Raw genomic sequence first — 25,529 nt, 5'->3', positions numbered from 1 at the left:
CAGCCTGCCTATCGGCATTGCAGAGGGACACTATCATGGCCATCCGGACCTTCCGGGAACACACGCCGAAAGTCGGCCCACGCGCCTTCGTCGACCGTTCGGCGGTGGTGATCGGCGACGTGCAGATCGGTGAAGACAGCTCGGTCTGGCCGCTGACCGTGGTGCGCGGCGACATGCACCGCATCCGCATCGGCGCGCGCACCAGCGTGCAGGATGGCAGCGTGCTGCACATCACCCACGCCGGCCCCTTCAACCCGGACGGCTTCCCGCTGATCATCGGCGACGAAGTGACCATCGGTCACAAGGTGATGCTGCACGGCTGCACACTGGGCAACCGGATCCTGGTCGGCATGGGCAGCACTATCATGGATGGCGCCATCGTCGAGGACGAGGTGATCATCGGCGCAGGCAGCCTGGTACCGCCCGGCAAGCGCCTGGAGAGCGGCTACCTGTATGTCGGCAGCCCGGTAAGGCAGGCCCGGCCGCTGAACGAAAAGGAACGCGCGTTCTTCCCCTACAGCGCCAGCAACTACGTGAAGCTCAAGGACCAGCACCTGGCCGAAGGCTACGATCAACCGGAATGACGCATTCGCGGGCAAGCCCGCTCCCACAGGCTCTGTGATGATCCTGTAGGAGCGGGCTTGCCCGCGAAGCAGTCGACGCAAGACTTGAGTGGAACCGCATACATGCACCAGCAAAACATTCTCTTCGACCTTGACGGCACCCTTACCGACCCCCGCCTGGGCATCACCCGCTCGATCCAGTACGCCCTGGCCAAGCTGGGTATCGACGAGCCCGACCTGACCCGCCTCGAGCACTTCATCGGCCCGCCCTTGCTGCAGGCCTTCATGCAGTTCTACGGCTTCGACGAGGCCAAGGCCTGGGAGGCGGTCAACTTCTACCGCGAGCGTTTCCGGGTCACCGGCCTGTACGAGAACCTGGTGTTCGACGGTGTGCCGGAACTGCTGCAAGCGCTCAATGGCCAGGGCCGCACCCTCTACGTCGCAACCTCCAAGCCTTGGGAGTTCGCCCGCGAGATCGCCCGCCATTTCGCCTTCGACCGGCATTTCAAGGTGATCTACGGCAGTGAGCTGGATGGCACCCGCACCAACAAGGTCGAGCTGATCCGCCATCTGCTGGACGAAGAACGCCTGGACCCGGCGCAGACCCTGATGATCGGCGACCGCAAGCACGACCTGATCGGCGCCCGCAGCAATGGCCTGCAGGCTGTAGCGGTGGGCTACGGGTTCGGCAGCCGCGAAGAGCTGGTGGCCGAGGCGCCGGAGTTTCATTTCGACACGGTGGCAGATTTGCACCGGGCGTTCATCAAGGCTTGATGGCCACGGGGCCGCGCGCGGCCCCGGCATATCAAGGCTGTGCCATCAACCGCTGCAAGGCCGCTTTTCGCTGATCGATCGGCTGCTGCCCCAAGTGCTCGACCCGCTGATAGAACAGCGTCCAGTCCCCGCCTGCCTCACGAAACAACGCCGCAAACGCCGGCACCCACTGGTCATACAGGCCGAACGGCAGCAGCTTGGCGTTGCTCATCGGCCCATACACCCAGGCGTCATAACGGCGATCACCGGCCCAGTCCCGATCGCGCAGCTCGCGGTATTCACGTCGCAATCGCGCGAACTCGGCCTGCTTGGCCACCCGCTTGTCGGCATCAGCAAGCGTCCCGGCATAGATCGCCTGCAGGCGCTCGCGACTCGCCAGCACCAGGCGGATGAACTGTTCACGCTGCCGCGCCCCATCCTCGTGAGCCGCCGCAAGCCCGCGCGCCATGCGCCATTGCCGCGTGCCCTCCTGTTCGACGAAGGTGGCGAAGGACTCGTTGAATTCGGTGTCGTCCTTCACGTAGAAGCGCTGGTGCGCCAGCTCGTGAAAGATCAGCGTGGCCAGGCGCTCCTCGCCCCAGCCCACCATCGACGAGAGGATCGGATCGTCGAACCAGCCCAGGGTCGAGTAAGCCTCGACACCCCCGACGTACACATCCAGCCCCTCCTCGCGCATCAGCGTTGCCGCGCCGCGCGCCGCACCCTGGCGGTAGTAGCCGCGGTAGGCGACGCAACCGGCGATGGGGAAGCAGTGAGTGACCGGCTGCAGCGACAACTCCGGCGTGGCGAACACATTCCACACCACATAAGGCCGGCCAAGATCGGCGTACACCCGGTAGCTACGGTTGTCCGGCAGCTTCAGGTGCTCGCTGGCGAAGGTGCGGGCCTGTTCGGCATGCAGCAGGCGCTGGCGCAGCCGTTCGTCAGTCGCAGGATCGGCCAGCATGCGCTCCACCGGCTGGCGTGCACGCAGCAGTTGCCATTGCCCTTCGGCCAGTTGGCCGTAGTAGCCGAGGCTGCCGCAACCGCTCAGCAGGAGCGCGGCCAGCAGCGGAACAAAAGGGCTGAAAACGCGGTCGAGAGCCCGGTGGCCTGAGCGCTGTAGCAGAAAAAGTCGAAACATCAGGGCTGTTCATCCCGCTCAAGGCCTGTGCGTTCCAAGACTATCTCGCCAGGGGACCCTTTCGCCATGCGTACACTGTTTGCCGTCGGCACCTTCGGGCTGCTGAGCGCCTGCTCCACCTTGCCCGACCCCGATCCCAACCAGGCCTGGATCGACCTCGCCCGCGACGACGACACCTCGCTGCACGCCGTGCAGGTGGACGAGCGCGACTGGGCCGACAACCGCTATTTCGAAGTGCCGCCAGGTAGCCATGAACTGACGGTGCGTTACCAGTTTCCAGTCTCCCCGAGCAATATCGGCCCGGTCGACGAGCCACTGTGGCGCGACTGCCAACTGAACCTGACCTTCAAGGATTTCAGCGCCGGCCAGCGCTACAGCCTGCAAGCCGGCAGCATTGGCTTGCGCCCTTGGGTGAAACTCTATGACGGACAGCAGAAACTGATCGGCCAGGGCCTGCCAGCAGGCTGTCAGCGCACCTGATCAGCGCTATGCTTGTAACCTGTGACCCGCAAGCGGAGTTTCGTCATGCGCCAGCCCATGATGCTGATCGCCCTCAGTGCACTGGGGGCTTGCGCCAGCCCCTTGCCACCCAAAGACCCGGCCCAGGCCTGGGTCGATCTCTACACCGTCACCCCCGGTCGCACCATCATGGCCGACAAGCTCGATGGCAAACGCCTCGACGACGGCCGTTACTTCCAAATCACGCCGGGCCGCCACGAACTGGTGGTGCGCTTCGACTACGAGCTGACTGCCGGGCTCTTCACCACCAGCCCGACCGAGCGCACCTGCTACCTGACCGTGCGCTTCGACAACTTCAAGGCCGGCGAACGCTATCGCCTCGAAGCCCGGGCCCCGGCGATGCAGCCGCAGGTATACCTGTACGACGCCAATCGCCAGGTGCTCGTGGACGAGCCAAGCAACATCTTCTGCATTCCATGAACAACGGGGTCGCACTGCGACCCCGCTGCAACGACCGCTATTGGTCGTTCTTCTGGTAGATGATCTTCTTGGTCCCGCCATCGCAGCTGCCAACGACCATGTTCTGATCACTGACTTCGCTGTTCGGTACGATTTCCAGGGTGTAGGAAGGCACCCCAGCCGCCTGGATCTTCGCCTCGATCTCGGTCTTGAGCTCCTCGCACGGCTTGACTGCCGCCAGCGCGGAGGTGGCCAGCAACGAAGCCAGCACGGCGAATGCTACGCGGATCATGGAACGGCTCCTCAAAGGGCAGGCAAGCTGCCGACCCTTCCAGACTACAGCAAGCAACGCCTCACCTACGAGAGCAGCGTCGCATCCAGGCTGATCGTCGCGTTGAGCACTTTGGACACCGGACATCCCGCCTTGGCCTTGTTGGCGATCTCCTGGAACTGCGCCTCACTGGCACCAGGCACCTTGGCCTTGAGGGTGAGGTGCACGGCGGTGATGGCAAAGCCATCGGACTGCTTGTCGAGGGTGACTTCAGCGATGGTGTCGATGCGCTCGGGCGTCAGCCCGGCCTCACCCAGCATCATCGATAGCGCCATCGAGAAGCAGCCCGCGTGGGCCGCGCCGATCAGCTCTTCGGGGTTGGTCCCAGGCGATCCTTCGAAGCGGGTATTGAAGCCATAGGGATTCTGCTTGAGGGCGCCACTCTCGGTGGACAGCAGGCCCTTGCCATCCTTGAGCCCTCCCTGCCAGATCGCCGATGCTGTCTTTTTCATGATGCCTCCTGGTTGTTCAGTGGGTGTCACTACGGATTCTGAGGACACTGCCTACAGCAAGTTCAGATCAATCCATAGCCAACCATTGAATCCATCGCCGGGTGCCCATACAGAGTCACAAAGGCCCTTGGCCAATCACTTTCCTGCGGAGGCTCCGATGACGCAGCTGCGCGACCTGAAGATATCCACCCTCGACCTGGTGCCCGTGCGCGCCGATGCCGGCCCAGCCCAGTCGCTACGCAACTCGCTGGACCTGGCGCAGCATGTGGAGCGTTTGGGCTACAACCGATTCTGGGTGGCCGAGCACCACAACATGGACGGCATCGCCAGCTCGGCGACCTCGGTGCTGATGGGCTATCTCGCCGGCGGGACCTCGCGCATCCGCATCGGCTCGGGCGGGGTGATGCTGCCCAACCATGCGCCGCTGGTGATCGCCGAGCAGTTCGGCACCCTGGCCAGCCTCTACCCCGGTCGCATCGACCTCGGCCTGGGCCGCGCGCCCGGCTCCGACCAGATGACCGCCCGCGCCCTGCGCCGCGAGCGCTCTGGCAGCGCCGACGACTTCCCCGATGATGTCGAAGAACTGTCGCGCTACCTCGGCCCGCGCACCGACGATCAGAAAGTCATCGCCGTGCCCGGCTATGACACCGAAGTACCGATGTGGCTGCTGGGTTCGAGCCTGTTCAGCGCGCAACTGGCCGGCATGCGTGGCATGCCCTACGCCTTCGCCTCGCATTTTGCGCCGCGCTACATGCACGAGGCGATCCGCATCTACCGCGACCATTTCAAGCCATCGACGACGCTGGACAAACCCTACGTGATGTTGGGTATCCCGATGGTGGTGGCGGACAGCGACGAGAAGGCCGAATACCTGGCGACCTCGGTCTACCAGCGCATCCTCGCGCTGATCCGCGGCCAGAGCCTGATGCAGCGCCCACCCGTGCAAAGCATGGACGGGCTGTGGCTGCCCCATGAGCGTGATGCGGTGGGGAGCTTCCTCGGGCTGGCGATGATCGGTAGCCCGCAGAAGGTGCGGGCGAAGGTGGAGGTGCTGCTGGAGCAGACAGGCGCAGATGAGCTGATCTTTACCTGCGACTTGTATGAACATGCGGACCGGCTACGCTCGTACGAGCTGCTGGCGCAGGCGTTGAAGGGCGAGTAAATGCCACCTGTGGGAGGGCGTGCGCCGCGAAAAAAACGTGTAGCCTGTACAAGGCAACGCGGTGTCTTTTTCGCGGGTAAACCCGCTCCCACACTTACAGCGTTCGGTTGAGCTCAGCGTCGCCTCAACCCCGGCGATAGACGATTTCCTTGGTCCCGGCCTCGCAACTGCCAATCACCTTGCCGGCCGGCGTGCCCTTGTCGACGATCTCCAGCGTATACCCCTGAACGCCCTTGGCATCGAGCTTGGCTGCAATTTCGCTCTTGAGCTCCTCGCACGGCTTGCCTGCCGCCATGGCACCACCGGCCAGCATCATCAGGCCCACTGCCAGAAACACTTTCTTCATCGTTACCGTTCCTTATGCGGATCAAAAAAGCAGAATAGGGCGCCGGCATGTACCGGTGCCCCCTGGAAGTCATACGCCATAAAGCAGGAACAGGCTATCCCCGCACTGTTTCAACTGTTGGCGATGCGGAACCCGACCTTGAGCGTGACCTGGAAATGCGCGGCCTTGTTGTCACGGATGTGACCACGAGTTTCGACCACCTCGAACCACTCCAGGTGCTTGATGCTCTTGCCGGCTTCGGCGAGGGCATTGTTGATCGCATCTTCGATACTCGTGGGCGAGGAACCGACGAGTTCAATCTTCTTGTAGGTGTGATGATCGGACATGAGCGCTCTCCTTGAATGATGTGCTGGATTGAGCCTAGCAGCGCAGGCCCGGTTTACCTGCGAGCCATCGCCTCGGGTGAAAGTTCGATCGCACTTTCGCCACATCGCGCAGTCGCACTCTTTACACCCTACTCAGCGAAGGAGAGTCCACATGGCCCGTAACGCACTGCGCAAGACCTCACTGGAAAGCATGGAAGCTGAGATCGAAAGCCTGCTCAAGACGCTGGAAGACCTCAAAGGCGATGCTTCGGAAGAAACGCAGAAAACCATGAAGGCGCTGCGCGGCAACGCCCAGAACGCTCTCAAGCATTCGCGCAGCCTGCTGACCGACGCCTACGAAGAAGTGAAGACCCGCACCCGGGAAACCGGCATCGCCACCCGTGACTACGCCCAGGAACACCCCTGGACCACGGCTGGCGTGGCCGTTGGCGCATTGGGTCTGCTCGCCGCCTACCTGCTGTGCCGTCGCAACTAACCCTGCGCCTGCAACTCCCGGCGCAACCACTGCGCCAACTGCTCGGCGCGCCCATCTGCGGCGCGCCGCGGCACCCATAGCGCCAACGCCGCCGGCGTCGGCGAAAACCCCCACGGCGCCGCCAGGCGTCCCGCTCGCAGGTCGTCCGCCACCAGCGGTTGCGGCGCGATCGCCACCCCCAAACCGGCCACCGCTGCCTCCAGCAGGTAGTACAGGTGCTCGAATGCCTGGCCGAAGGTCAGCGCACTGGCATCCAACCCTTGCTGCGCAGCCCAGGTCGGCCACGCCTGAGGGCGCGAGGTGGTGTGCAGCAGGGCCTCGCCCAACAGGGCACGCGCAGGGGCCTGGTGCAGACGCTCGAAGCCGGGAAAGTGCGGGCTGAGCACCGGCCCGATACGTTCCTCGGCCAGCACATGCACCTGCATGTCCGCGGGCCACGGCGGCTCGGCATACACCAGCAATGCATCCAACCCTGGGCGGCGCGGATCGAGATCCCCCTCTCCGGCCGACAAGTGCAGGCGCAGCTCAGGCAGATCGGCCTTCAAACGCCCGAGGCGAGGAATGAACCACCGCGCCAACAGGCTGCCGGAGCACCCCAGTACGAAGGGCGCATCGCTGACATCGCGGCTGAGTTCGGCGCACACACTGCGCAGGCGATCGAAGGCATCGAAGCTGGCATCACGCAGGCGAGCCCCGGCATCTGTGAGTTTGACGCCACGCCCATCCTTGACGAACAGGGCAACGCCCAAATGCTCCTCGAGCACCTTGATCTGCCGGCTCACCGCGCCATGTGTCACGTGCAGCTGTTCGGCGGCCTGGCTGACGCTGTTCAGCCGGGCAGTGGCCTCGAAGGCGCGCAGGGCATTGAGGGGTGGGAGGTCCTGGGGCATTTGACTTGTGAGTTTTCCTGACGAGTTGTCGCAATCTTATCGGTTTTCAGGGGACGTTGCGCTGGGTAGAGTAGGCCCATCGATCAGTGGTGGCCTCTTCGCGGGCAAGCCCGCTCCCACAAGTGCAGTGCCGTATTGAGCATCACACCGTTTCTGTGGGAGCGGGCTTGCCCGCGAAGAAGGCAACACGATATCCAATCCAGACCCCTATGGAGCGCCCCATGTCCCAGTCCCAATACCGCCCCGGCCCTGACGCCAATGGCCTGTTCGGCTCGTTCGGCGGCCGCTACGTAGCCGAAACCCTGATGCCCCTGGTCCTGGACCTGGCCCGCGAATATGAAGCGGCCAAGGCCGACCCCGAGTTCCTCGAGCAACTCGCCTACTTCCAGCGCGACTACATCGGCCGCCCCAACCCGCTGTACTTCGCCGAGCGCCTGACCGAGCACTGCGGCGGCGCGAAGATCTTCTTCAAGCGTGAAGAACTCAACCACACCGGCGCGCACAAGGTGAACAACTGCATCGGCCAAGTGTTGCTGGCCAAGCGCATGGGCAAGAAGCGCCTGATCGCCGAGACCGGCGCCGGCATGCACGGCGTGGCCACCGCCACCGTCGCTGCGCGCTTCGGCCTGCCTTGCGTGATCTACATGGGCGCCACCGACATCGAGCGCCAGCAGGCCAACGTGTTCCGCATGAAGCTGCTGGGCGCCGAGATCGTTCCGGTCACCGCCGGCACCGGCACCCTGAAAGACGCCATGAACGAGGCCCTGCGCGACTGGGTCACCAACGTCGAAGACACCTTCTACCTGATCGGCACCGTGGCCGGCCCGCACCCTTACCCGGCGATGGTTCGCGACTTCCAGTCGATCATCGGCAAGGAAACCCGCGCCCAGTTGCACGAGAAGGAAGGCCGCCTGCCGGACAGCCTGGTCGCCTGCGTCGGCGGCGGCTCCAACGCCATGGGCCTGTTCCACAACTTCCTCGAAGACGAAAGCGTGCAGATCATCGGCGTCGAAGCCGGTGGCCATGGTGTGCACACCGACAAGCATGCCGCCAGCCTCAATGGTGGAGTCCCTGGCGTACTGCACGGCAACCGCACCTACCTGCTGCAGGACGACGATGGCCAGATCACCGATGCCCACTCGATTTCCGCAGGCCTGGACTACCCCGGCATCGGCCCCGAGCACGCCTACCTGCACGAAGTGAAGCGGGTCGAATACGTCAGCATCACCGACGACGAGGCCCTGGACGCCTTCCACGCCACCTGCCGCCTCGAAGGCATCATCCCGGCGCTGGAGAGCTCCCACGCCCTGGCCGAGGCGATCAAGCGCGCCCCGAGCCTGCCCAAGGATCACTTGATGGTCGTGTGCCTGTCCGGCCGCGGCGACAAAGACATGCAAACCGTGATGAACCACATGGCTGCCCAGGAGAAACAGGCATGAGCCGTCTTGAACAACGTTTCGCCGACCTGAAGGCCGAAGGCCGCTCGGCGCTGGTCACCTTCATCACCGCAGGCGACCCTGGCTACCAGGCCTCGCTGGAAATCCTCAAGGGCCTGCCCGACGCCGGCGCCGACGTGATCGAGCTGGGCATGCCCTTCACCGACCCGATGGCCGACGGCGTGGCGATCCAGCTCGCCACCCTGCGCGCCCTGGAAGCCGGCCAGACCCTGGCGAAAACCCTGGAGATGGTCCGCGAATTCCGCGTCGGCAACCAGACCACGCCGATCGTGCTGATGGGCTACTACAACCCGATCCATCGCTTTGGCGTGGAACAGTTCGTCGCCGAGGCGAAGGCCGTTGGCGTCGATGGCCTGATCATCGTCGACCTGCCACCAGAGCACGACGCCGAGCTGGCAACCCCGGCCCAGGCCGCGGGCATCGACTTCATCCGCCTGACCACCCCGACTACCGACGACGTGCGTCTGCCACGTGTGCTCGAGCGCAGCTCGGGTTTCGTCTACTACGTGTCGGTGGCGGGTGTAACCGGTGCGGGCTCGGCGACCACCGAGCACGTCAAGGAGGCCATCACCCGCCTGCGTCGCCATACCGACCTGCCGATCAGCGTCGGTTTCGGCATCCGCACGCCGGAGCAGGCTGCAGCGATCGCCAAGCTGTCCGACGGCGTGGTGGTGGGCTCGGCACTGGTCGACAAGATCGCCCAGGCCAAGTCACCCGAGCAGGCTGTGAGCGATGTACTGAGCCTGTGCTCGGCGCTGGCTGAAGGGGTGCGCGGCGCTCGCCGCTGATCCGGTAGCGCTTTCTTCGCGGGTGAACCCGCTCCCACAGGAATGACACCGAACCCTGTGGGAGCGGGTTCACCGGCGAATCGATCACCGCTATTGCTTGAAGATCGACAGGTCCAATGGCCTGATCGCCCCCATCCAGATCGCATGATCGCGATGGTCCGCCAGCTCATCGCCGGTCAGTGGATGCAAAAACACCACCAAGCCCCTGCGATACAGCGCCAGCCACGGCAACACCACACCCACCACCTCCGGCCCGAAGGCCAGTTGGCAACTCCAGTCCGGGTGCGGGCCGACCGGTTTCTGGTGCATGCGGCCCATGGTCACGGGGAACAGCCGAGCCGCCTCTTCGCACAGTTGCCGGGCTTGTTCCTGGGTCGAGGCGTCGTAGTACACGTGGGCATGGTAGCCCTTGATCCTTTGCACGATAGCTCCTGAAATGCGGGGGGTTGCGGGTAGGACTATACGCCGGAGGGCCTCGTCGCGGGCCTGCTCCGTGACGGCATCACTGAGTCCCTCGCTCGCGCTCCAGCCACTCCACGAACCGTTCGATCAACGCCCCACGCCGCTTGCGCGGGGGCAACACCACGTAATACCCACGCGACGAACGCAAACTCCCTTCCACCGGCCGGCACAGCAATCCCTGCTCGACCAGCCCATCGACCAGATGCCCCCAGCCAATCCCGACACCTTGCCCGGCGATTGCCGCCTGGATCAGCAGGGTGTAGTTGTCGAACCGCAGCTGCCCCGGTGGCGGCGGGCTCGCCAGGCCAAAGCCACGAAACACTCCGGCCCAATCGAACCAGCGGCTGGCCTGCTCACCGCGCAAATGCAACAACGGCAAGCGTTGCAAAGCCACGGCTGACAAGGGTTTGCCATCAGTCAGCCGAGGGCTGCAAACCGGAAAGACCTCTTCATCGAACAACCAGCGGCTTTCGCCCTGATGAAAGCGCCCGTCGCCAAACAGCACGGCCACATCGATATCGGGGCGCAACATCCCCTGGCTGCGCTCGCCGGTCACCAGGCTCACGTCCACCTGTGGATAAGCCTCGTGAAAACGCTGCAGCCGGGGCATCAGCCAGAAAGCGGCAAAGGCGAAGTCGGTGGCCACCTGCAGCACCTCGCGCTGCCCACGACCGCTGGCCTCGGCAATGCCTTCATCCATCGCCTGCAAACCCTGGTGGACCTGCTCGAACAGCGACTGGCCCGCATCCGTCAGCGCGATACCCCGGTAGATCCGGTCGAACAGGCGCGTGCCCAGCTGCGCCTCAAGCCGCTTGACCTGCTGGCTCACAGCCGGCTGGGTGGTGCCCAGCTCCAGTGCCGCCGCCGTAAAACCGCGCAGACGCGCCGCCGCCTCAAACACGCGCAAGCTTTCCAGTGACATGCCCGCAAGGTGCTCAAACATAAGCTCAGCTAATCCCAGTCATTGCCCGCCATGGGCTTTACCCATGTTATCCACAGTCGCATCCTCGATCGCAAGCAATTCACATAACGTTCGACGATGGAAGGGCACTTCATGAAGCAACCCAATATCCTGTTCATCATGGCCGACCAGATGGCCGCGCCCATGCTGCCGATCTACAACCCCTCGCCGATCAGGATGCCCAACCTCGCCCGCCTCGCCGAACAGGCAGTGGTCTTCGACTCTGCCTACTGCAACAGCCCGCTGTGCGCGCCGTCGCGCTTCACCCTGGTCAGCGGCCAGTTGCCCAGCCGTATCGGCGCCTACGACAACGCCGCCGACTTTCCCGCCGACATCCCCACGTACGCCCACTACCTGCGCCGCCTCGGCTACCGCACCGCGCTGTCGGGCAAGATGCACTTCTGCGGCCCTGACCAGTTGCACGGCTATGAAGAGCGCCTGACCAGCGACATCTATCCCGCCGATTACGGCTGGGCGGTGAACTGGGACGCCCCCGACGTGCGCCCGAGCTGGTACCACAACATGTCCTCGGTGCTGCAGGCCGGGCCGTGCGTGCGCACCAACCAGCTGGATTTCGACGAGGAAGTGGTGTTCAAGGCGCAGCAGTACCTGTACGACCACGTTCGCGAGGATGACGGTCGCCCGTTCTGCCTGACCGTCTCGATGACCCACCCGCACGACCCCTACACCATCCCGCGGCGCTACTGGGATCTCTACGAGTCTGTGGATATCCCCCTGCCACGCGACGAAATCACCCAGGATCAGCAAGACCCTCACTCGCAGCGCCTGCTAAAGGTCTACGACCTGTGGAACAAGCCGCTGCCTGTGGACAAGATCCGCGACGCGCGACGCGCCTACTTCGGCGCCTGCAGCTACATCGACGACAACATCGGCAGGCTGCTGCAGACCCTCAAGGATTGCGGCCTGGCCGACGACACGCTGATCGTGTTCTCCGGCGATCATGGCGACATGCTTGGCGAGCGCGGGCTCTGGTACAAGATGCACTGGTTCGAGATGTCGGCGCGGGTGCCATTGCTGGTGCATGCGCCCAAGCGTTTCGCCGCGGCGCGGGTCAGCGCCAGCGTGTCCACCTGTGACCTGCTGCCGACCCTGGTCGAGCTGGCGGGCGGGGCTGTGGATAACAGCCTGCACCTGGACGGCCGCTCGCTGCTCGGCCACCTGCAAGGGCAGGGCGGGCACGACGAGGTGATTGGCGAATACATGGCCGAGGGTACGGTCGGGCCGCTGATGATGATTCGGCGTGGCGCGTACAAGTTCGTGTACAGCGAAGACGACCCGTGCCTACTCTACGACCTGAGCCGCGACCCGCACGAGCGGGAGAACCTCACCGGCAGCCCGGATCACCAGGGCTTGCTGCAGGCATTTGTCGATGAAGCCAGGCAACGCTGGGACGTTTCCAGCCTGCGCCAGCAGGTGCTGGCCAGCCAACGCCGCCGCCGTCTGGTGGCCGAGGCCCTGGCCATCGGCAAACTGAAAAGCTGGGATCACCAACCCTTGGTCGACGCCAGCCAACAGTACATGCGCAACCATATCGATCTCGATGACCTCGAGCGCAAGGCACGTTATCCACAGCCCGCACCCATGGATTGAGAAGAGAGGCCGCCATGCAGAAGTTCTCCACCGCCGTGATCGCCCTGGCCCTGGGCCTGAGCACCTTGACCGCCCAAGCGGCCGACAGCGACACGCAATGCAGCACCGTCAAACTGGCTGACCCCGGCTGGAGCGATATCGCCTCCACCAACGCCATCACCCGCCTGTTGCTCGAAAGCCTGGGTTACCAGGTGAAGATCGACAGCCTTGCTGTACCGATCATCTACGGCGGCCTGAAAGACGGCCGCGTGGACGCCTTCCTCGGCAACTGGATGCCAGCGCAGCAGGGCTTTCATGACAAGTTCATCGCCACCGGCGACGTGAAACAATTGTCGCGCAACCTCGAAGGCACCGAGTTCACCCTGGCAGTGCCCGACTACGTGTGGAATGCCGGTATCAAGGACTTCGCCGACCTGCAGAAACACGCCGAGCAGTTCGACAAGAAGCTCTACGGCATCGGCTCCGGCGCGCCGGCCAACCTGTCGCTCAAGGAAATCATCGACAAGAATGAGTTCAACCTCGGGCAGTGGAAGCTGATCGAGTCCAGCGAGCAGGCGATGCTGGCGCAGGTCGACCGCGCCGTGAAGAAGAACCAGTTCATCACCTTCCTCGGCTGGACACCGCACCCGATGAACGTGAAGCTGAAGATGCACTACCTCACCGGTGGCGAGAAATGGTTCGGCAGCAAGGGCGAGGTGTTCACCCTGGTGCGCAACGGTTATCCACAGGCCTGCCCGAATGCCGCGAAACTGCTGGGCAACCTGGCATTTACCCTGGATATGGAGAACGCCATCATGGCCGAGGTCGTGGACAAGAAGGTCAGTTTCGACCAGGCAGCCAAAGCGTGGGTGAAGGCGCATCCACAAGTCCTGGAGGCGTGGCTCGCCGGCGTGAGCAGCAAGGCTGGCGGTGATGCACTGGAGGCCGTCAAGGCCAAACTCTGATTGCCCGCTGCCGCGGTGGGTATGAATCCGCTCCAGAAAGGGGCAAAACTCAGGACTGTGAATAACCCATGCCCCGCCTGACCCAGCTGCTGCCCTTCCTGACCTGGCTTCCCCGGCAATCGCGCCGCAGCCTGCGCCAGGACCTACTGGTGGGTCTGAGCGGCGCGATTCTCGCCCTGCCGCAGTCCATCGCCTATGCGTTGATTGCCGGCCTGCCCGCCGAGTACGGCCTGTATGCGGCCATCGTGCCGGTACTGATCGCCTGCCTGTGGGGGTCGTCGTGGCACCTGATCTGCGGTCCCACCGCCGCCATCTCCATCGTCCTCTACGCCAGCATCAGCCCGCTGGCCGTGGCCGGCAGCAGCGACTACGTGACCCTCGTCCTGCTGCTGACCTTTCTTGGCGGGGTGTTCCAGCTGCTGCTCGGGCTGCTGCGCTTCGGCACGCTGGTCAACTTCGTCTCCCATTCAGTGGTGCTCGGCTTCACCCTGGGCGCCGCCATCGTCATTGCCCTTGGCCAGTTGCCGAACCTGATGGGCATCGACTTGCCCAGCCAGGCCACGGCACTCAAGACGGCCCAGGACCTGTTCGCCCATGCCCGCGAAGTGGACGTGCCCTCGCTGGGGCTGGGCCTGGCCACCTTGCTGATCGGCATCGCCATCAAGCTCTTGCGCCCGCGCTGGCCGGCGCTGTTGATAAGCCTGGTACTGGTGAGCCTGGTGGCGTGGCTGCTGCCCGGATACTTCGCTCACGTGCCCCGCGTTCCCGCGTTCAGCGGCCATCTGCCGCCCCTGAGCCCGCTGCCGTTGCTCGACCTGGACCTGATCCTGCGCCTGCTGCCCAGCGCCGTGGCGGTGGGCATGCTCGGGCTGGTCACCAGCCTGTCGATCGCCCGCTCGTTGTCAGCACGTTCCGAACAACTGATCGACGCCGACCAGGAGATTCGCGCCCAGGGTTTTTCCAACATGGTCGGGGCGTTTTTCTCGGGTTACCTGTCGTCTGGTTCGTTCACCCGCTCCGGACTGAGCTTCGAGGCGGGCGCCCGCTCCCCTATGGCCGGGGTGTTCTCGGCGCTGTGGGTGGCGCTGTTCGCCGTGGCCGGTGCCGGGCTCATCGCTCACCTGCCGATCCCGGCGATGGCCGGCAGCATCCTGCTGATTTGTTGGGGACTGGTGGATCACAAGGCGATTCGCGCGCTGTTCCGCGTCAGCCGTTCGGAGTTCCTGGTGATGGCGCTGACCGCGGCGGCAACCCTGTTACTGGAGTTGCAGACGGCGATCTACGCGGGAGTGCTGGCGTCGCTGTTCTTCTACCTCAAGCGCACCTCGCGGCCACGGGTGCAGCAGAGCCGTGAAGGGGAGGCGGACGTGCTGCGGGTCGGTGGCTCGATCTTCTTCGGTGCCGCGCATTATCTGCAGGTACGCCTGCAGCGCTGCCAAGGGCCGCATGTGGTGATCGACGCGCGGCAGATCAACTTCATCGACTATTCGGGTGTGGATATGTTGCATCGCGAGGCGCGCCGGCTGGCGCGCAATGGCGGCAGCCTGACCCTGCATCGGGCCAGGCCCCAGGTGGTGGAGGAGTTGCAGAAGCTGGAGGGGATCGACGGGTGTCCGATCAGGTTCGAGGAGTAATCTCTACCCCCGCGCCAACTGCCTCCGCAATTCATCCAGCACCGGCCCGGTGTCAGGCCGAATCCCGCGCCAGACGTAAAACGCCTCGGCCGCCTGCTCGGCGAGCATTCCCAGCCCATCCAGCACTTTCGCCGCCCCAAGCTTCGTCGCCCACTGGCAGAACGGCGTCGGCTCCTTGCCATACATCATGTCGTAGCACACGGTGCGACCGGCCTCGACCAGACTCTCGGCGATCGGCGGCAACTCCCCCGAAAGGCTCGCCGAAGTGGCGTTGATGATCACGTCCACCGGCTCCTGCAGCCAGGCAAAACCGCTGGCGACCACCGGCCCGAGTTCATCGAACTCGCGCGCCAGCTGCTCGGCCTTTTCCACCGTACGATTGGCGATCACCAGCGATTGCGGCTTATGCGCCAGGATCGGCTCCAGCACGCCACGCACCGCACCACCGGCGCCGAGAATCAGGATGCGCTTGCCCGCCAGCGTGACCCCGGCATTCACCGTCAGGTCGCGCACAAGGCCTGCGCCATCGGTGTTGTCGCCCTGCAACGTGCCATCGGCCAACAAGGTCAGCGTGTTGACCGCGCCCGCGCGTTGCGCCCGTGGCGTGAGGCTGTCGCACAGGCGGTACGCCTCTTCCTTGAACGGCACGGTCACGTTGGCGCCGCTGCCCTGCTTGAAGAAGCCGCGGGCGCAGTCGCTGAACTCGTCCAGCGGCGCCAGCAGGGTGCTGTATTCCAGATCCTGGCCGGTCTGCTCGGCGAACAGGCGGTGGATCAGCGGCGACTTGCTGTGGCCGATGGGGTTACCGAAAACGACGTACTGGTCCATGGGAAATCCTCGGTTATCCACAGATTCACTGGCCGAGCCAGTCGCGATCCTGCAGGAAATACTCGGTCAGGCGCGCTTCCTCGCTGCCAGGGGTGGCCTTCCAGTCGTAGCCCCAGCGAACCTGCGGCGGCAACGACATGAGGATGGATTCGGTACGTCCGCCGGATTGCAGGCCGAACAGCGTACCGCGGTCGTAGACCAGGTTGAACTCGACATAGCGCCCACGGCGATATTCCTGGAATTCACGCTGCTGCGCGGTGTAGGGGGTGTTCTTGCGCCGCTGCACGATCGGCAGGTACGCCTCGATGTAGGCATCGCCGATGGCACGGATGAAGGCGAAGCAGGTATCGAAATCCCACTCGTTCAGGTCATCGAAGAACAGCCCGCCAATGCCACGGGGTTCGCCGCGGTGCTTGAGGTGGAAGTAGCGGTCGCACCAGGCCTTGTAGCGCGGGTACACGTCGGCGCCGAAGGGGGCACAGGCCTGTTCGGCGACGCGGTGCCAGTGGATGCAGTCTTCCTCGTTGCCGTAGTACGGGGTCAGGTCGAAGCCGCCACCGAACCACCACACTGCCTCTTCGCCCTCTTTCTCGGCGATGAAGAACCGCACGTTGGCGTGGGACGTCGGCACATGCGGGTTGTACGGGTGAATCACCAGCGACACGCCCAGCGCCTCGAAGCCACGCCCGGCCAGCTCCGGACGGTGCGCGCTGGCCGACGGCGGCAGGCCTGCGCCGAACACGTGGGAGAAGTTGACCCCGCCTTTCTCGATCAGCTTGCCCTCGCCGATCACCCGGGTGCGACCACCGCCGCCAGCATCACGAACCCAGGCGTCCTCGACGAAGCGGGCGCCGCCGTCCTCGGTTTCGAGGGCGGCGCAGATGCGGTCTTGCAGGTCGAGCAGATAGGCCTTCACGGCCTCGGTACGGCTGGTCATCGGGTCACCTGGGAGGGGCAGGGAGGAATTCGCCGCGTAGCATACCACCGGCCAGCGCCGCGCCGCAGTTGACGGCAGTCAAGCAAAGGCGTCCGATAGAGGGCCTTTGCGATGACGACAACAGGAGTGTGTGATGGCCAAGCGTATTCAGTTCAGCCAGCATGGCGGCCCGGAAGTCCTGCAGCTCGTGGACTTCGAACCGACACCGCCCGGCCCGCAGCAGGTGCGCGTGCGCAACCATGCGATCGGTCTGAATTTCATCGATACCTATTTCCGTGGCGGGCTCTACGCGCCGCCATCACTGCCTTCAGGCCTGGGCACCGAAGGTGCGGGTGTGGTCGATGCGGTGGGCGAGGGCGTCACCCGCTTGAAGGTCGGCGACCGCGTCGGCTACGGCGGCGGGCCGCTGGGCGCCTATGGCGAATACCACACCCTGCCGGAAGCGAACCTGGTGAAGCTGCCTGACAGCATCAGCTTCGAGCAGGCTGCGGCCGTGATGCTCAAGGGCCTGACCACCCAGTACCTGCTCAAGCAGACCTACGCGGTGCAGCCCGGCGACTTCATTCTGTTCCACGCCGCAGCAGGTGGCGTCGGCTCGCTGGCTTGCCAATGGGCCAAGGCCTTGGGCGCCAAGCTGATCGGCACTGTCAGCTCGCCCGAAAAAGCCGAACGCGCCAAGGCGCTGGGGGCCTGGGCGACCATCGACTACAGCCATGAAGACGTGGCCAAGCGTGTGCTGGAGCTGACCGAAGGCAAGAAGTGCGCGGTGGTGTATGACGGCGTAGGTGCCGACACCTGGCTGACTTCGCTCGACTGCCTGCGCCCGCGTGGCTTGATGGTGAGCTTCGGCAATGCCTCCGGCGCGGTGAGTGGCGTGAATCTGGGAATTCTGTCGCAGAAGGGCTCGCTGTACGTGACCCGACCGACCCTGGCCAGCTACGCCAATAACGCCGAGAACACCCAGGCCATGGCCGATGACCTGTTCGCGATGATTGCCAGTGGCAAGCTGGTGGTGGATATCCAGCAGCGCTATCCGCTGAGCGAGGCGGCGAAAGCGCAGGAGGCCTTGTCGGCGCGCCAGACGGTGGGGTCGACGGTGCTGTTGCCCTGAGGGCCCCATCGCGGGACAAGCCCGCTCCTACAGGTTCAGCGCCGTTCATGCGTGCCGCGCGGTTCCTGTAGGAGCGGGCTTGCCCGCGAAAAGCACACCGCGGTTCGTCGCCCCGACAAGCCCGCTCCCACCGAGGGCTCTGCTCAAGTCATCAGGCTTGGGGGCTACCCGCAGACTCGATCCCATCCAGCATCGCTTCGACCAGGCCCTCTGCCAGCTCGATGGCATGCAGGCTCGACCAGAACATGCCCCGACCGCCGTCGCTCAGGTGGTCAACGGCTTTGATGCCAGTGTCGTAGGCACAGCGTAGGTAGAGGGCGACGTGGACCAAGGCGTCGTGGGGTTCGATGTCGGGGTTGACGGTGAAGAGAGGGGGATGGCCGGCGTCGCAGCGGCCGAAGGGGTGGGCGGTGGTTTTGGGGAGTGGTGGATCGGGGACTAGCTTCTTCATAATTGCTCCAGTGATGGAGCTGACACCCTTTCGTTGCCACACGGTTGGGTGGCAGCTGTACGCGGAGTGGTAAACCGGACTGGAGGCATTTCCGGCAGGCAAAAGCCTCCCGCGCACAGCCGCCATAAGCGGCATTGCCCCAGAAACACCGGGTTACCACACCCGATCGCCAAGTTTGTTCGGCGACGGTCTGGAGCCTAGAGGTAGACGTTCCCACTGAGAAGGTAATGGCGGTCGACAGGCTGCGTAGGATATTTCCCTAAGTCAGAAATGTGCAGTCTTGAGGATCAGAATCAGAAAACCCTGATGAGCGGTGCCTCTCTCCCTTGTAGGAGCAACTGTCTTGCTCAAAATCTAAAGGTCAGCCCAATCCCCTGTGGGAGCGGGCTTGTCCCGCGAACACCGGCAGAGCCGGTGCCATGCACCGCGGTGGCCTTTTCGCGGGCAAGCCCGCTCCTACAAGTGTCGAACAATCACCCCGGCCGCACGACTTCGCCCGTGACCAGATCGCGAATCACACTCGGATTCCTGCGTCCGCCCAGCGCGCCGCCGAGCACCAGGTCCAGCTGGTTGTGGAAATACTGCTCGACCCGCAACCGGCTCTTGGCCGCCGGCCGCCCGGCCGGGTTGGCGGAGGTGGAGATCAGCGGCCCGACCAGCGCGCACAGCTCACGCACCTGCGGATGATCGCTGACCCGCAGCGCCACCGTATCGTGCTGACCGGTCACCCATTCGGGCAACAGGTCCTGGTGCGGCACCAGCCAGGTGTTCGGGCCCGGCCAGGTGCTGCCCATGCGGTCGATCCAGTCTTCGGGGAAATCCTCGAACAGGAAGTCGAACTGGCGGATGTTGTCGGCGACCAGGATCAGGCCCTTATCCACAGGGCGTGACTTGAGCGCCAACAGGCGGTACACCGCGTCTTCGTTCCACGGGTCGCAGCCCAGGCCCCAGACCGCTTCCGTTGGATAGGCGATCACCGCACCCGCCTTCACCTCACGCGCGGCTTGTTGCACACGCCAACTGCTCACCATTGCTGTCTCTCCGCTTTAAGCCTGATGCGCAGTGTACTTAGGCGGAACGGGCAAACCAACGTCCGGCTTCGCTGCTGACCCGTCCTTCGAGTTCGAGCTCGGTCAGACTGGCCAGTACCTGGGCCAATGGCAGCCCGCTGCTGTGGGCCAGGCCCTCGCTGGTCTGCGGAGCGGCATGCAGCAACGCCAGCAGTGGATGACCCGGTTTCTCCGCAGACGCGGGAGGCAGGTTCTGCCAACCGCGCAGGCTGTCGAGGATCTGCCCGACACTCTCCACCAGCAGCGCACCATCGCGAATCAGTTGATGGCAGCCCTTGGCGCCCGGGTGGTGAATGGAGCCGGGAATCGCGTACACCTCCCGTCCCTGTTCGGCAGCCAGCCGGGCGGTGATCAACGAGCCGCTGGCCAGGCTGGCCTCCACGACCAGCACGCCGAGGGACAGGCCGCTGATGATCCGGTTGCGCCGCGGGAAGTTACCGGCCAGTGGTCCGGCGTCCAGCGGGTACTCCGAAACCAGCGCGCTGCCGCTGTCGATCATGGCCCGTGCCAAGTCGCGATGGCGCTGTGGATAAAGTTTTTGCAACCCTGTGCCGAGCACCCCGATCGTGTGGCCGCCAGCGTTCAACGCAGCCCGATGAGCGGCGCCGTCGATACCCAGTGCCAAGCCGCTGGTGATGGTGAACCCGGCGTGAGCCAGGCAACGGGAAAACGCACCGGCCGTATCCAGCGCCGGGGGTGAAGCACGCCTGCTCCCCACGATCGCCAACTGCGGCCGTTCGAGCAGGGCAGGGTCGCCGGCCACGAAAAGCAAAGGCGGCGGATCGTCTATCTCGGCCAGCAATGCCGGGTATCCAGGGCCGTCCCACATCAGTAAACACTGGCCCGGACGCTCTAGCCAGGCCATTGCAGCCAATGCGCCATCGCGTACTTGCGCACTACGCCGGGCGTCTATACTGGAAGCCTTCAGGCCTAGAGCACGCCACGCGCTGGCCGGGGCACTGAGTGCCGAAGAGGCGCTGCCGAATGCTTCGATGAGGGTATGGAAACGACGCAAGCCAATATCGGGAAGGCGATGCAGACGCAGCCGCGCCTCCAGTTCCGCCGGAGTGCAAGGCGACGAGCGGGATGGGTTCATGGTGGATCGTCCTTGATCGGCAGGAGGCCAATGAAGCGGCACATCCTGTGGATAACTTTGTGAATAACACTTTGAAAAGCTGTCGATCAAAACGGCAGCTATCAAGCCCATAGAGACCCTAGCCAAGCTTCACAGGTGCCGAACGCTCCATTTCCCTTTATTATGTGTGCTCAGTTTTCAACCAAACGCACAGTGACTGCCTGACCCTATGGCCATCTTGAACATCCTCGAATTCCCCGACCCGCGCCTGCGCACCCTCGCCAAACCGGTAACGGAGTTCGACGACGCCCTGCAGCAGCTGATCGACGACATGTTTGAAACCATGTACGAAGCGCCCGGCATCGGCCTGGCCGCGACCCAGGTCAACGTGCACAAGCAGGTCGTGGTGATGGATCTTTCCGAAGATCGCAGCGAACCGCGAGTGTTCATCAACCCCAGCGTCGAAGAGCTGACCCACGACATGGGGCAGTACCAGGAAGGCTGCCTGTCGGTGCCAGGCTTCTATGAGAACGTCGACCGCCCGCTGCGCGTGCGGGTCAAGGCCCAGGATCGCGACGGCAAGCCCTACGAGCTCGAGGCCGAGGGCCTGCTGGCGGTGTGCGTGCAGCACGAGTTCGATCACCTCAACGGCAAGCTGTTCGTCGACTACCTGTCTCAGCTCAAACGCGACCGGATCAAGAAGAAGCTGGAAAAGCAGCACCGCCAGCAAGCCTGATCCCCACCTTCCAGAAGGCTTGCTCCGGCAAGCCTTTTTCTTTTTTGAAGCGAGAACTCCATGCGCATCGTCTTCGCAGGCACCCCAGAGTTTGCCGCCGAACACCTCAAGGCCCTGCTCGACAGCCCTTACGAAATCGTGGCTGTCTACACCCAGCCCGACCGTCCCGCCGGCCGGGGCCAGAAGCTTATGCCGAGCGCGGTCAAAGCCCTGGCATTGGCCCATGACATACCGGTGTACCAGCCACAGACCCTGCGCAATGCCGACGCGCAGGCTGAACTCGCCGCACTGAAACCGGACCTGATGGTGGTGGTCGCCTACGGCCTGATCCTGCCGCAGGCGGTGCTGGATATCCCGCGCCTTGGCTGCATCAACAGCCACGCCTCCCTGCTGCCACGCTGGCGCGGTGCGGCGCCGATCCAGCGCGCCGTCGAGGCCGGTGATGCCGAGAGCGGCGTAACCGTGATGCGCATGGAAGCGGGCCTGGACACCGGCCCCATGCTGCTCAAGGTCACCACACCGATCAGCGCCGACGACACCGGCGGCAGCCTGCACGACCGCCTCGCCCAGCTGGGCCCTGGCGCCGTGGTGCAAGCCATCGCCGGCCTTGCCGACGGCAGCCTGCAGGGCGAGGTGCAGGACGACGCCCTGGCCACCTATGCACACAAGCTGAACAAGGATGAGGCGCGTCTGGACTGGAGCCGCCCGGCCGTGGAGCTGGAACGCCTGATCCGCGCCTTCAACCCGTGGCCGGTATGCCACAGCACCCTCGACGGCGAAACCGTGAAGGTGCTGGGCGCGAACTTGTCCACAGGCAAAGGTGAGCCAGGCGAGATCCTCAGTGCCAGCAAGGACGGCCTGGTGGTCGCCTGCGCTGACGGCGCCCTGAGCCTGACCCGCCTGCAACTGCCCGGTGGCAAGGCCCTGGCCTTCAGCGACCTGTTCAACAGCCGCCGCGAGAAGTTCGCAAGCGGCAAGGTGCTCGGCCAATGAACCCACGCCTGGCCGCCGCCCGCGCCCTGGCCGCCGTCCTCAGCGGCAAGGCCTCGCTGAACAGCTCGCTGCCCGCGCAACTGGACAAGGTCGAGGAGCGCGACCGCGGCCTGACTCAGGACCTGGCCTTCGGCACCGCCCGCTGGCAGCCGCGCCTGGACCTGCTTGCCGCGCAACTGCTGCAGAAGCCGTTCAAAGCCGCCGACGCCGATGTGCAGGCGCTGCTGCTGGTCGGCCTGTACCAGCTGTTCTACACACGCATTCCGGCCCACGCCGCCATCGGCGAAACCGTCGGCTGCGCCGACAAGCTCAAGAAGCCATGGGCCAAGGGCCTGCTCAACGCCGTGCTGCGCCGCGCCCAGCGCGAGGGCGAGGAACTGCTCGCCGGCATGGAGCGCGACCCGGTGGTCCGCACCGCCCACCCGCGCTGGCTGCAGAAGTCGCTCAAGGCGTTCTGGCCGGAGCAATGGGAAGCCATCTGCGCCGCCAACAACGCCCACCCGCCGATGATCCTGCGGGTCAACCGCCGTCATCACAGCCGTGATGCGTATCTGGCGCTGCTGGCCGAGGCTGGTATCGGCGCCAGCGCCTGCACGTTCAGCCGTGACGGCATCGTGCTGGCCGAGGCCTGCGACGTGCGCAGCCTGCCGGGCTTCGCCGACGGCTGGATCAGCGTGCAGGACGAAGCTGCACAGCTGTCGGCCGACCTACTGGAACTGGCCCCCGGCCAACGCGTGCTCGATGCCTGCTGCGCCCCCGGCGGCAAGACCTGCCATCTGCTCGAAGCCGAGCCGGGCCTGGCGCAGATGGTCGCCATCGACCTGGAGGCCAAGCGCCTGGCGCGGGTGCGCGAGAACCTCGACCGGCTGAAGCTCGATGCCGAGCTGATCGCCTGTGATGCTCGCGATACCGCCAGTTGGTGGGACGGCAAGCCGTTCCAGCGCATCCTGCTCGACGCCCCATGCTCGGCGACCGGCGTGATCCGCCGCCACCCGGACATCAAGCTGACCCGTCAGGCCGAGGACATCCCGGCCCTGGCCGCACTCCAGGGTGAGCTGCTCGATGCGCTGTGGCCGACACTCGAAGTCGGCGGCATGCTGCTCTATGCCACCTGCTCGAGCCTGCCGACCGAGAACACCGACGTGATCGACGCCTTCCTCGCCCGCACCCCCGGTGCCCGTGAGCTCGACCTGGCAACCGAGGCCGGTCTGCGCCAGCCCCACGGCCGCCAGCTACTGGCCCAGGAAGGCGGCCATGACGGCTTCTACTATGCCAAGCTGATCAAGATCGCCGCCTCGCGCGGATAAGAACGAAAGGTAGGGAGTAGCGGATGAAGATCATCATCCTCGGCGCAGGCCAGGTAGGCGGTACGCTGGCCGAACACCTGGCGAGCGAAGCCAACGACATCACGGTGGTCGACACCGATGGCGAGCGCTTGCGTGACCTGGGCGACCGCCTCGACATCCGCACCGTGCAGGGCCGCGCCTCGCTGCCCACGGTACTGCGCCAGGCCGGCGCCGATGATGCCGACATGCTGGTGGCAGTGACCAACAGCGACGAGACCAACATGGTCGCCTGCCAGGTGGCCTATTCGCTGTTCCACACCCCGACCAAGATCGCCCGGGTGCGCGAGTCGTCCTACCTCAGCCGCGAGGAGCTGTTCGACAACGACCACATTCCGGTGGACGTGCTGATCAGCCCCGAGCAGGTGGTGACCAACTACATCAAGCGCCTGATCGAACACCCCGGCGCCCTGCAGGTGATCGACTTCGCCGAGGGCAAAGCCCAATTGGTGGCGGTCAAGGCCTACTACGGCGGCCCGCTGGTGGGTCAGCAACTGCGCCAGATCCGCGCGCACATGCCCAATGTCGATACCCGCGTGGCCGCGATCTTCCGCCGCGACCGGCCGATCAAGCCCCATGGCGACACAGTGATCGAGGCTGACGACGAAGTGTTCTTCATCGCCGCGAAGAAGGATATCCGTGCGGTGATGGGCGAGCTGCGGCGTATCGACGAGACCAACAAGCGGGTGGTCATCGCCGGCGGCGGGCAGATCGGCGAGCGTCTGGCCGAAGCCATCGAAAGCCGCTACCAGGTGAAGATCATCGAGATGAGCCCGGCACGCTGCCGGCATCTTTCGGACAACCTCGAAAGCACCGTGGTGCTGCAGGGCAGCGCATCGGACAAAGACCTGATGCTCGAAGAAAACATCGCCGAAGCCGATATCTTCCTGGCCCTGACCAACGACGACGAGGCCAACATCATGTCGTCGCTGCTGGCCAAGCGCCTGGGCGCACGCAAGGTGATGACGCTGATCAACAACCCGGCCTACGTCGACCTGGTGCAGGGCGGCGATATCGACATCGCCATCAGCCCGCAGCTGGCGACCATCGGCACGCTGCTGGCCCATGTGCGCCGTGGCGATATCGTCAGCGTGCACTCGCTGCGGCGCGGTGCAGCGGAAGCCATCGAGGCAGTCGCCCATGGCGATTCGAAATCGAGCAAGGTGATCGGCAAGGCCATCGAAGACATCGCCTTGCCACCTGGCACCACCATCGGCGCGATCATCCGCGACGAGGGGGTGCTGATTGCCCACGACGACACGGTGATCGAGGCGGGTGACCATGTGATCCTGTTCGTTGTGGATAAAAAGCACATTCGCGATGTGGAGAAGCTGTTCCACGTCGGCTTGAGTTTCTTCTAGGAGAAGACGGCATGCGCGATTCGCTGGAAAAGATGCTGGCCAAGGGTGTGGATAACCCGCTGCTGAGGTTCGGCCTGGGCAAGGCCTGGCTGGATGAAGGCAAGGGCGCCGAAGCCGCGGTGCACCTGGCCAGTTGTGTGCAGCAGGATCCGAAATACTCGGCAGCGTGGAAGCTGCTGGGCAAGGCGTATCAGCTTGAAGGCGACATCGCTGCGGCGCGTAAGGCCTGGGAAGAGGGGATCGTCGCGGCGCAGACGCATGGCGACAAGCAGGCCGAGAAAGAGATGACCGTGTTCCTGAAGAAACTCAACAAGGCCTGACAGACGCCGCGGTCCTTGTAGGAGCGGCGGTTCGCCGCTGCGACTTGTCCCGCGATCGGGCGCGAAGCGGCCGTAAAACCAGACGCC

30 protein-coding genes are annotated in these 25,529 nt (G+C 64.6%); 17 read left to right on the top strand and 13 right to left on the bottom strand.

Features of this window, described 5'->3' with window-relative positions; genetic code table 11:
• The first annotated feature begins 35 nt into the window (after positions 1-35).
• The gene (locus tag AB688_RS02340) at positions 36-584 is read left to right on the top strand and encodes a gamma carbonic anhydrase family protein (protein ID WP_054893383.1); all 549 of its coding nucleotides are present in this window, start codon (positions 36-38) and stop codon (positions 582-584) included.
• Positions 585-686: 102 nt separating this feature from the next.
• The gene (locus tag AB688_RS02335; RefSeq protein WP_054893384.1) at positions 687-1,337 is read left to right on the top strand and encodes an HAD family hydrolase; all 651 of its coding nucleotides are present in this window, start codon (positions 687-689) and stop codon (positions 1,335-1,337) included.
• Positions 1,338-1,368: 31 nt separating this feature from the next.
• Here AB688_RS02335 and AB688_RS02330 read toward each other — a convergent pair whose 3' ends face one another.
• Positions 1,369-2,460: an aminopeptidase gene (locus AB688_RS02330; RefSeq protein WP_063541968.1), complete on the bottom strand. Its 1,092-nt coding sequence runs from the start codon at positions 2,458-2,460 to the stop codon at positions 1,369-1,371.
• Positions 2,461-2,526: 66 nt separating this feature from the next.
• On the opposite strand from AB688_RS02330, the gene AB688_RS02325 reads away from it, so the two are divergent.
• Complete coding sequence (locus tag AB688_RS02325) at positions 2,527-2,940, top strand: hypothetical protein (protein ID WP_063541966.1); 414 nt, start codon at positions 2,527-2,529, stop codon at positions 2,938-2,940.
• Between the two features lie 45 nt (positions 2,941-2,985).
• A complete protein-coding gene (locus AB688_RS02320) occupies positions 2,986-3,399 on the top strand; it encodes a hypothetical protein (protein WP_054893387.1) in 414 nt (137 codons plus the stop codon).
• Between the two features lie 37 nt (positions 3,400-3,436).
• Here the strand turns inward: AB688_RS02320 and AB688_RS02315 are convergent, their stop codons facing one another.
• Complete coding sequence (locus AB688_RS02315) at positions 3,437-3,670, bottom strand: DUF1161 domain-containing protein (protein ID WP_063541964.1); 234 nt, start codon at positions 3,668-3,670, stop codon at positions 3,437-3,439.
• Between the two features lie 65 nt (positions 3,671-3,735).
• Positions 3,736-4,161, bottom strand: coding sequence for an OsmC family protein (locus AB688_RS02310; RefSeq protein WP_063541962.1), 426 nt, complete (start codon positions 4,159-4,161; stop codon positions 3,736-3,738).
• Between the two features lie 157 nt (positions 4,162-4,318).
• Here AB688_RS02310 and AB688_RS02305 point away from each other — a divergent pair, with 157 nt between their 5' ends.
• Positions 4,319-5,323 (top strand): LLM class flavin-dependent oxidoreductase, encoded by a 1,005-nt coding sequence (locus tag AB688_RS02305; RefSeq protein ID WP_063541960.1) that lies wholly within the window; start codon positions 4,319-4,321, stop codon positions 5,321-5,323.
• Between the two features lie 124 nt (positions 5,324-5,447).
• Here the strand turns inward: AB688_RS02305 and AB688_RS02300 are convergent, their stop codons facing one another.
• Positions 5,448-5,669: a DUF1161 domain-containing protein gene (locus tag AB688_RS02300; protein WP_054893391.1), complete on the bottom strand. Its 222-nt coding sequence runs from the start codon at positions 5,667-5,669 to the stop codon at positions 5,448-5,450.
• Between the two features lie 110 nt (positions 5,670-5,779).
• On the bottom strand, positions 5,780-5,995 hold the full coding sequence (locus AB688_RS02295) for a dodecin (RefSeq protein ID WP_054893392.1): 216 nt from the start codon (positions 5,993-5,995) through the stop codon (positions 5,780-5,782).
• Positions 5,996-6,146: 151 nt separating this feature from the next.
• Here AB688_RS02295 and AB688_RS02290 point away from each other — a divergent pair, with 151 nt between their 5' ends.
• Positions 6,147-6,470, top strand: coding sequence for a DUF883 family protein (locus AB688_RS02290; RefSeq protein ID WP_054893393.1), 324 nt, complete (start codon positions 6,147-6,149; stop codon positions 6,468-6,470).
• Here AB688_RS02290 and AB688_RS02285 read toward each other — a convergent pair.
• On the bottom strand, positions 6,467-7,360 hold the full coding sequence (locus tag AB688_RS02285) for a LysR family transcriptional regulator (RefSeq protein WP_063541958.1): 894 nt from the start codon (positions 7,358-7,360) through the stop codon (positions 6,467-6,469). The two genes, AB688_RS02290 and AB688_RS02285, sit on opposite strands and share 4 nt — an antisense overlap.
• A 221-nt stretch (positions 7,361-7,581) precedes the next feature.
• Here AB688_RS02285 and trpB point away from each other — a divergent pair, with 221 nt between their 5' ends.
• Positions 7,582-8,799, top strand: a complete 1,218-nt coding sequence (trpB, locus tag AB688_RS02280; RefSeq protein WP_054893395.1) for a tryptophan synthase subunit beta — start codon at positions 7,582-7,584, stop codon at positions 8,797-8,799.
• Positions 8,796-9,605, top strand: coding sequence for a tryptophan synthase subunit alpha (gene trpA, locus AB688_RS02275; RefSeq protein ID WP_054893396.1), 810 nt, complete (start codon positions 8,796-8,798; stop codon positions 9,603-9,605). The genes trpB and trpA overlap by 4 nt, the downstream gene beginning before the upstream one ends.
• 90 nt (positions 9,606-9,695) lie before the next feature.
• Here trpA and AB688_RS02270 read toward each other — a convergent pair whose 3' ends face one another.
• Complete coding sequence (locus AB688_RS02270) at positions 9,696-10,028, bottom strand: DOPA 4,5-dioxygenase family protein (RefSeq protein ID WP_054893397.1); 333 nt, start codon at positions 10,026-10,028, stop codon at positions 9,696-9,698.
• Between the two features lie 79 nt (positions 10,029-10,107).
• The gene (locus AB688_RS02265) at positions 10,108-11,010 is read right to left on the bottom strand and encodes a choline sulfate utilization transcriptional regulator (protein ID WP_063541956.1); all 903 of its coding nucleotides are present in this window, start codon (positions 11,008-11,010) and stop codon (positions 10,108-10,110) included.
• 111 nt (positions 11,011-11,121) lie between these two features.
• Between AB688_RS02265 and betC the strand changes: the two genes are divergently transcribed.
• The 3 genes from betC (at position 11,122) to AB688_RS02250 (ending at position 15,217) form a co-directional block, all read left to right on the top strand.
• Positions 11,122-12,639: a choline-sulfatase gene (gene betC / locus AB688_RS02260; RefSeq protein ID WP_063541954.1), complete on the top strand. Its 1,518-nt coding sequence runs from the start codon at positions 11,122-11,124 to the stop codon at positions 12,637-12,639.
• Between the two features lie 14 nt (positions 12,640-12,653).
• On the top strand, positions 12,654-13,583 hold the full coding sequence (choX, locus tag AB688_RS02255; protein ID WP_054893400.1) for a choline ABC transporter substrate-binding protein: 930 nt from the start codon (positions 12,654-12,656) through the stop codon (positions 13,581-13,583).
• A gap of 68 nt (positions 13,584-13,651) precedes the next feature.
• Entirely contained in the window at positions 13,652-15,217 is a 1,566-nt protein-coding gene (locus tag AB688_RS02250; RefSeq protein ID WP_063541952.1) for a SulP family inorganic anion transporter, read from the top strand.
• Positions 15,218-15,220: 3 nt separating this feature from the next.
• Here AB688_RS02250 and aroE read toward each other — a convergent pair whose 3' ends face one another.
• A complete protein-coding gene (gene aroE, locus AB688_RS02245) occupies positions 15,221-16,045 on the bottom strand; it encodes a shikimate dehydrogenase (protein WP_063541950.1) in 825 nt (274 codons plus the stop codon).
• Between the two features lie 25 nt (positions 16,046-16,070).
• Positions 16,071-16,982 (bottom strand): oxygen-dependent coproporphyrinogen oxidase, encoded by a 912-nt coding sequence (gene hemF, locus AB688_RS02240; protein ID WP_054893403.1) that lies wholly within the window; start codon positions 16,980-16,982, stop codon positions 16,071-16,073.
• Between the two features lie 133 nt (positions 16,983-17,115).
• Between hemF and AB688_RS02235 the strand changes: the two genes are divergently transcribed.
• A complete protein-coding gene (locus tag AB688_RS02235) occupies positions 17,116-18,093 on the top strand; it encodes an NADPH:quinone reductase (protein ID WP_063541948.1) in 978 nt (325 codons plus the stop codon).
• Between the two features lie 151 nt (positions 18,094-18,244).
• On the opposite strand, the gene AB688_RS02230 is transcribed toward AB688_RS02235, so the two are convergent.
• The 3 genes from AB688_RS02230 to dprA all read right to left on the bottom strand — a co-directional run bounded on the left by AB688_RS02230 (position 18,245) and on the right by dprA (position 20,710).
• Positions 18,245-18,544: a DUF6124 family protein gene (locus AB688_RS02230; protein ID WP_063541946.1), complete on the bottom strand. Its 300-nt coding sequence runs from the start codon at positions 18,542-18,544 to the stop codon at positions 18,245-18,247.
• Between the two features lie 473 nt (positions 18,545-19,017).
• Complete coding sequence (locus tag AB688_RS02225; protein ID WP_063541944.1) at positions 19,018-19,575, bottom strand: L-threonylcarbamoyladenylate synthase; 558 nt, start codon at positions 19,573-19,575, stop codon at positions 19,018-19,020.
• 37 nt (positions 19,576-19,612) lie between these two features.
• Positions 19,613-20,710, bottom strand: a complete 1,098-nt coding sequence (gene dprA / locus AB688_RS02220) for a DNA-processing protein DprA (RefSeq protein WP_063541942.1) — start codon at positions 20,708-20,710, stop codon at positions 19,613-19,615.
• Between the two features lie 208 nt (positions 20,711-20,918).
• On the opposite strand from dprA, the gene def reads away from it, so the two are divergent.
• The 5 genes from def to AB688_RS02195 are packed head-to-tail and all read left to right on the top strand — an operon-like array spanning position 20,919 to position 25,442.
• Positions 20,919-21,425: a peptide deformylase gene (gene def, locus AB688_RS02215; protein WP_054893037.1), complete on the top strand. Its 507-nt coding sequence runs from the start codon at positions 20,919-20,921 to the stop codon at positions 21,423-21,425.
• Between the two features lie 60 nt (positions 21,426-21,485).
• Complete coding sequence (fmt, locus tag AB688_RS02210; RefSeq protein WP_063541940.1) at positions 21,486-22,418, top strand: methionyl-tRNA formyltransferase; 933 nt, start codon at positions 21,486-21,488, stop codon at positions 22,416-22,418.
• Positions 22,415-23,725: a 16S rRNA (cytosine(967)-C(5))-methyltransferase RsmB gene (gene rsmB, locus AB688_RS02205; protein WP_063541938.1), complete on the top strand. Its 1,311-nt coding sequence runs from the start codon at positions 22,415-22,417 to the stop codon at positions 23,723-23,725. Before fmt ends, rsmB begins: the two co-directional genes overlap by 4 nt.
• Positions 23,726-23,748: 23 nt before the next feature.
• Positions 23,749-25,122 (top strand): Trk system potassium transporter TrkA, encoded by a 1,374-nt coding sequence (trkA, locus tag AB688_RS02200; protein WP_054893034.1) that lies wholly within the window; start codon positions 23,749-23,751, stop codon positions 25,120-25,122.
• An 11-nt stretch (positions 25,123-25,133) separates the two neighbouring features.
• Positions 25,134-25,442 (top strand): tetratricopeptide repeat protein, encoded by a 309-nt coding sequence (locus tag AB688_RS02195; RefSeq protein ID WP_063541936.1) that lies wholly within the window; start codon positions 25,134-25,136, stop codon positions 25,440-25,442.
• Positions 25,443-25,529: the final 87 nt, after the last annotated feature.

Origin of the sequence: Pseudomonas putida, from assembly GCF_001636055.1 — a bacterium.
Lineage (GTDB): Bacteria > Pseudomonadota > Gammaproteobacteria > Pseudomonadales > Pseudomonadaceae > Aquipseudomonas > Aquipseudomonas machongensis.
Note: the sequence above shows the minus strand (reverse complement) of the source record. Positions and strands in the feature narration are given on the sequence as shown.

Excerpts from the sequence above, each read along its gene's own strand:
- AB688_RS02340 (WP_054893383.1), top strand. The coding sequence starts at position 36 with ATGGCCATCCGGACCTTCCGGGAACACACGCCGAAAGTCGGCCCACGC.
- AB688_RS02335 (WP_054893384.1), top strand. The coding sequence starts at position 687 with ATGCACCAGCAAAACATTCTCTTCGACCTTGACGGCACCCTTACCGAC.
- AB688_RS02330 (WP_063541968.1), bottom strand. The coding sequence starts at position 2,460 with ATGTTTCGACTTTTTCTGCTACAGCGCTCAGGCCACCGGGCTCTCGAC.
- AB688_RS02325 (WP_063541966.1), top strand. The coding sequence starts at position 2,527 with ATGCGTACACTGTTTGCCGTCGGCACCTTCGGGCTGCTGAGCGCCTGC.
- AB688_RS02320 (WP_054893387.1), top strand. The coding sequence starts at position 2,986 with ATGCGCCAGCCCATGATGCTGATCGCCCTCAGTGCACTGGGGGCTTGC.
- AB688_RS02315 (WP_063541964.1), bottom strand. The coding sequence starts at position 3,670 with ATGATCCGCGTAGCATTCGCCGTGCTGGCTTCGTTGCTGGCCACCTCC.
- AB688_RS02310 (WP_063541962.1), bottom strand. The coding sequence starts at position 4,161 with ATGAAAAAGACAGCATCGGCGATCTGGCAGGGAGGGCTCAAGGATGGC.
- AB688_RS02305 (WP_063541960.1), top strand. The coding sequence starts at position 4,319 with ATGACGCAGCTGCGCGACCTGAAGATATCCACCCTCGACCTGGTGCCC.
- AB688_RS02300 (WP_054893391.1), bottom strand. The coding sequence starts at position 5,669 with ATGAAGAAAGTGTTTCTGGCAGTGGGCCTGATGATGCTGGCCGGTGGT.
- AB688_RS02295 (WP_054893392.1), bottom strand. The coding sequence starts at position 5,995 with ATGTCCGATCATCACACCTACAAGAAGATTGAACTCGTCGGTTCCTCG.
- AB688_RS02290 (WP_054893393.1), top strand. The coding sequence starts at position 6,147 with ATGGCCCGTAACGCACTGCGCAAGACCTCACTGGAAAGCATGGAAGCT.
- AB688_RS02285 (WP_063541958.1), bottom strand. The coding sequence starts at position 7,360 with ATGCCCCAGGACCTCCCACCCCTCAATGCCCTGCGCGCCTTCGAGGCC.
- trpB (WP_054893395.1), top strand. The coding sequence starts at position 7,582 with ATGTCCCAGTCCCAATACCGCCCCGGCCCTGACGCCAATGGCCTGTTC.
- trpA (WP_054893396.1), top strand. The coding sequence starts at position 8,796 with ATGAGCCGTCTTGAACAACGTTTCGCCGACCTGAAGGCCGAAGGCCGC.
- AB688_RS02265 (WP_063541956.1), bottom strand. The coding sequence starts at position 11,010 with ATGTTTGAGCACCTTGCGGGCATGTCACTGGAAAGCTTGCGCGTGTTT.
- betC (WP_063541954.1), top strand. The coding sequence starts at position 11,122 with ATGAAGCAACCCAATATCCTGTTCATCATGGCCGACCAGATGGCCGCG.
- choX (WP_054893400.1), top strand. The coding sequence starts at position 12,654 with ATGCAGAAGTTCTCCACCGCCGTGATCGCCCTGGCCCTGGGCCTGAGC.
- AB688_RS02250 (WP_063541952.1), top strand. The coding sequence starts at position 13,652 with ATGCCCCGCCTGACCCAGCTGCTGCCCTTCCTGACCTGGCTTCCCCGG.
- aroE (WP_063541950.1), bottom strand. The coding sequence starts at position 16,045 with ATGGACCAGTACGTCGTTTTCGGTAACCCCATCGGCCACAGCAAGTCG.
- hemF (WP_054893403.1), bottom strand. The coding sequence starts at position 16,982 with ATGACCAGCCGTACCGAGGCCGTGAAGGCCTATCTGCTCGACCTGCAA.
- AB688_RS02235 (WP_063541948.1), top strand. The coding sequence starts at position 17,116 with ATGGCCAAGCGTATTCAGTTCAGCCAGCATGGCGGCCCGGAAGTCCTG.
- AB688_RS02230 (WP_063541946.1), bottom strand. The coding sequence starts at position 18,544 with ATGAAGAAGCTAGTCCCCGATCCACCACTCCCCAAAACCACCGCCCAC.
- AB688_RS02225 (WP_063541944.1), bottom strand. The coding sequence starts at position 19,575 with ATGGTGAGCAGTTGGCGTGTGCAACAAGCCGCGCGTGAGGTGAAGGCG.
- dprA (WP_063541942.1), bottom strand. The coding sequence starts at position 20,710 with ATGAACCCATCCCGCTCGTCGCCTTGCACTCCGGCGGAACTGGAGGCG.
- def (WP_054893037.1), top strand. The coding sequence starts at position 20,919 with ATGGCCATCTTGAACATCCTCGAATTCCCCGACCCGCGCCTGCGCACC.
- fmt (WP_063541940.1), top strand. The coding sequence starts at position 21,486 with ATGCGCATCGTCTTCGCAGGCACCCCAGAGTTTGCCGCCGAACACCTC.
- rsmB (WP_063541938.1), top strand. The coding sequence starts at position 22,415 with ATGAACCCACGCCTGGCCGCCGCCCGCGCCCTGGCCGCCGTCCTCAGC.
- trkA (WP_054893034.1), top strand. The coding sequence starts at position 23,749 with ATGAAGATCATCATCCTCGGCGCAGGCCAGGTAGGCGGTACGCTGGCC.
- AB688_RS02195 (WP_063541936.1), top strand. The coding sequence starts at position 25,134 with ATGCGCGATTCGCTGGAAAAGATGCTGGCCAAGGGTGTGGATAACCCG.